Origin of the sequence: Paraburkholderia sp. NMBU_R16 (genome assembly GCF_013282575.1) — a bacterium.
Lineage (GTDB): Bacteria > Pseudomonadota > Gammaproteobacteria > Burkholderiales > Burkholderiaceae > Trinickia.
In genome coordinates, this window is the sequence record NZ_JAAAYE010000143.1 from 1 (window position 1) to 2,977 (window position 2,977).

The 2,977-nt window shown below is 55.8% G+C and carries 3 protein-coding genes; all 3 read left to right on the forward strand.

Translation table 11 applies throughout. The features are described from left to right. Positions 1 to 190, forward strand: a 190-nt coding sequence (locus tag GWC77_RS29215; RefSeq protein WP_217283433.1) for a hypothetical protein, incomplete at its 5' end; no start/stop codon positions are given. A 270-nt stretch (positions 191 to 460) separates the two neighbouring features. Then, a complete protein-coding gene (locus GWC77_RS27245; RefSeq protein ID WP_254367215.1) occupies positions 461 to 2,155 on the forward strand; it encodes a peptidase S10 in 1,695 nt (564 codons plus the stop codon). 73 nt (positions 2,156 to 2,228) lie between these two features. Beyond that, complete coding sequence (locus tag GWC77_RS27250; protein WP_254367214.1) at positions 2,229 to 2,636, forward strand: 2-oxoglutarate dehydrogenase; 408 nt, start codon at positions 2,229 to 2,231, stop codon at positions 2,634 to 2,636. Positions 2,637 to 2,977 lie beyond the last annotated feature (341 nt).

Consider the following 2,977-nt stretch of genomic DNA (forward strand, 5'->3'; position numbering starts at 1 on the left):
GCTACACGCGCTTCGAAACAATGCGAACCGTGCTGTTCCTCATCGCCGGCAAGCTAGATTTCTCCAGCTTCAACCCGCATGCCTCGTGAGCCGCTTTACCCACTGCATTTTCAAAAGAGCCGCAAAAAGTGTGAACTTTATGCATTCGGTGTTTCCATCAGAAGTTGATGGAATGAATGTAATGAATTGACATAAATTGTTAACAATGTCTTATTTTTGACGCGCCTATATTTAGTCACAACATCTTGCTATCCGCGCTTTCCGTCTTGTCCGAAACGGAAAAAAGCCTTTACAAACCAGTTTTACCCATCGAATTAATTCCCTCGAGCGGTGCTCGGGGAACTCGCCGTGGTCTTCATTCACTGGAATCGAGATGAAACCAAACTATAGAGTGAGCGTTAGCAGGCCCGGCGGCGTCAGCCGGACGACGTTGTGTTGCGCGTTGTTGTTCGGCGTTGCAATGCTTTCGGCTTGCGGTGGCGGCAGTAGCGACAGCACTGTGTCGCCGGGGGCGAGCGTGTCGGCTCAGGCGGTCATGAGCCAACAGACAGCCGATCAACCCTACACAGACCCAGTTGCCTATTCGTCAAATGCAAATGACGGATTGCCAGCATCGCAGGTTTCGGAGAGGGCAGCGGTCATGCACCATCAATGGACGTCCGGGAAAACCGCAATCAACTACGTCACGACGACAGGCCATTTGACAGCGTCGGACGCACGCGGCAATCCCGAAGCCACCATTTCGTATGTTGCATACACGGCGCCAGCTACCGGTAAGCAGCCGCGGCCTCTCACGTTTTTCTATAACGGGGGGCCCGGCTCATCGTCGGTTTGGCTGCGGCTAGGCTCCTTCGCGCCGACACGCGTTGCCACGCCCGACCCGATGTTTGGCAATTGGCCGAACTATCCGCTCGTCGATAACGCCGACAGCCTGATCGATACGACCGACATGGTCTTCATCGATCCACCCGGCACCGGACTTTCAGAAGCGATTCTGCCCAATACGAATCGGAACTTGTGGGGCAGCGATCCGGATGTGAACGTCATTCGCGATTTCATCATCCGCTATCTGGCGACGAATAACCGTAGTGGCTCGCCGATCTACTTGTATGGCGAATCGTATGGTGCACCGCGCACCGACATGGCTGCGCTTGCGCTTGAATCTGCCGGCGTCCATCTCACGGGTATTGTCCTTCAGTCGTCGATCCTGAATTACTTCGCGGATGCGATCGAGGCCACACTTATCACCCGATCCGCGGCAGGTCTCAAGCTCGACACTGACACGCTCGCTGGCCATTACCCGACGTATGCGGAGATAGCAGCGTACTACAACCAAACCTCCCGCCCGATACAGCATCAGGGACTGTTTGCACTGCAATCCGAAGCCTTCGCAACAGGCGAGTATGACCGCTTCAAAAACTATGCGTTGTCGTGGGTGCTCAGCGAGATCGGTACGCCGAATGCCTTCGGTGCGCCGGTGCTTCCATCCACGCAAACGCTGGAATCATGGCAATGGTCATCGAGCCTGACGTTACAAGCGCTGCAGGGCTACTTCAGCGTCAAGCCGTTCGTCGCATCGCTGCTTCCCGGCACCATCATTGGCCGATACGATGGGCGGGTATCGTTGCCAAACTCAGATCCGCGACTGCAAGCTGATTCAGATCCTTCGGACATTCTCATCGCCCAGCCATTTACGAATGTGCTTGCCACGCAAATGCCGAGCTACCTGGGATACACGGCGCCGAATGCCACGTACGTGTTGTTGAATAACAGCATCATGGGTCTCTGGGACTTCTCGCATGAGGGGCAGCCGTTGCCTGACACACTGCCTGATTTGCTCGGCGCGATCACACTCAACCCAAAACTCAAGGTGCTTTCGGAAAATGGCTATCACGACTTGGCGACCCCATTTTTCACTACGGAGAAAGAGCTTGCGCGCCTTCAAACGGTGAGCGGCTTGAACCCGAACATTCAGATCAACTTCTTTCAAGGCGGGCACATGATTTACCTGGATGATGTGGCTCGTCCGCAGATGAGGTCCGATCTCGTGGACTATTATCACGACCGGAAGATTCCATTGGCGCTTTCGCTATCGACGCTACCTGCGCCTTGGATGGACGATGATTCGGTTGGCACGCCTGTGGCCTCCGAGTAAGCCGATGAGCGCTAACTATCGAGTGGTACCTTGCCAGATAGTAAGCCGACCCAATTCTCTATTGCGAGCGATCATGTCCAAATTCGATATGCAGTGGCGCCGGATGGCGCGAGTGGTGCTGAGCGCGGTTGTCGGTGTTGCTGCCACTCATGCGCAGGCATCGCAAACACAGGCTGTTGCGCCAGTCACTCTCCCGGAGGGCGGGCGCGGCGTGGATGGACCGTTTTTCCCCGCGAACCGCCCTGCGCCCGTTGCGCCGTCCAAAGGGACCCAATTGCAGCAGGAAGCTCAGCGACGCGTCGATGCACAACTCGGCGGGAGGTCGGCTTTGAGCAACAATGCTTCGATCACCAAGAGCCAGGCGCAAAGCAACGGTCTTGGATATATCGCTGAACACTTCGATCAGATCGACTCGGCCCACACCGGCCGGGTGTCGTTGAGTGATGTGCGGAAGTATCTGCAGCAGCAAAAGAGTCAATAGTCGATCGCAAACTGCTGGGGAATGGGTTTTTTGCTAGCGGCTGCGGGTTCTGTGCAGCCGCAATGCTGACGGCTAGCGAACGCCAATCATCATCGTTTCATGGCCGACGAGGGGCACTGCGCGTATTTGCTCGAAACCTGCTTTGCTCATCCAGCCGCGACACTGATCACAGGTATAGTCGAAGCCGCCAGGTGTTTCGATCAGCATGTTCAAGGTAAGCGTGTCGCCGGTACCGTCTCGACGGTGTGAATGAATGTTGCCAGAGTAGGCCCCACCACACGAGTAGCGGGGACCACAGTGTCAACAGAAGCACCGAAGAGAACTTCACGCAAAGGCATTCC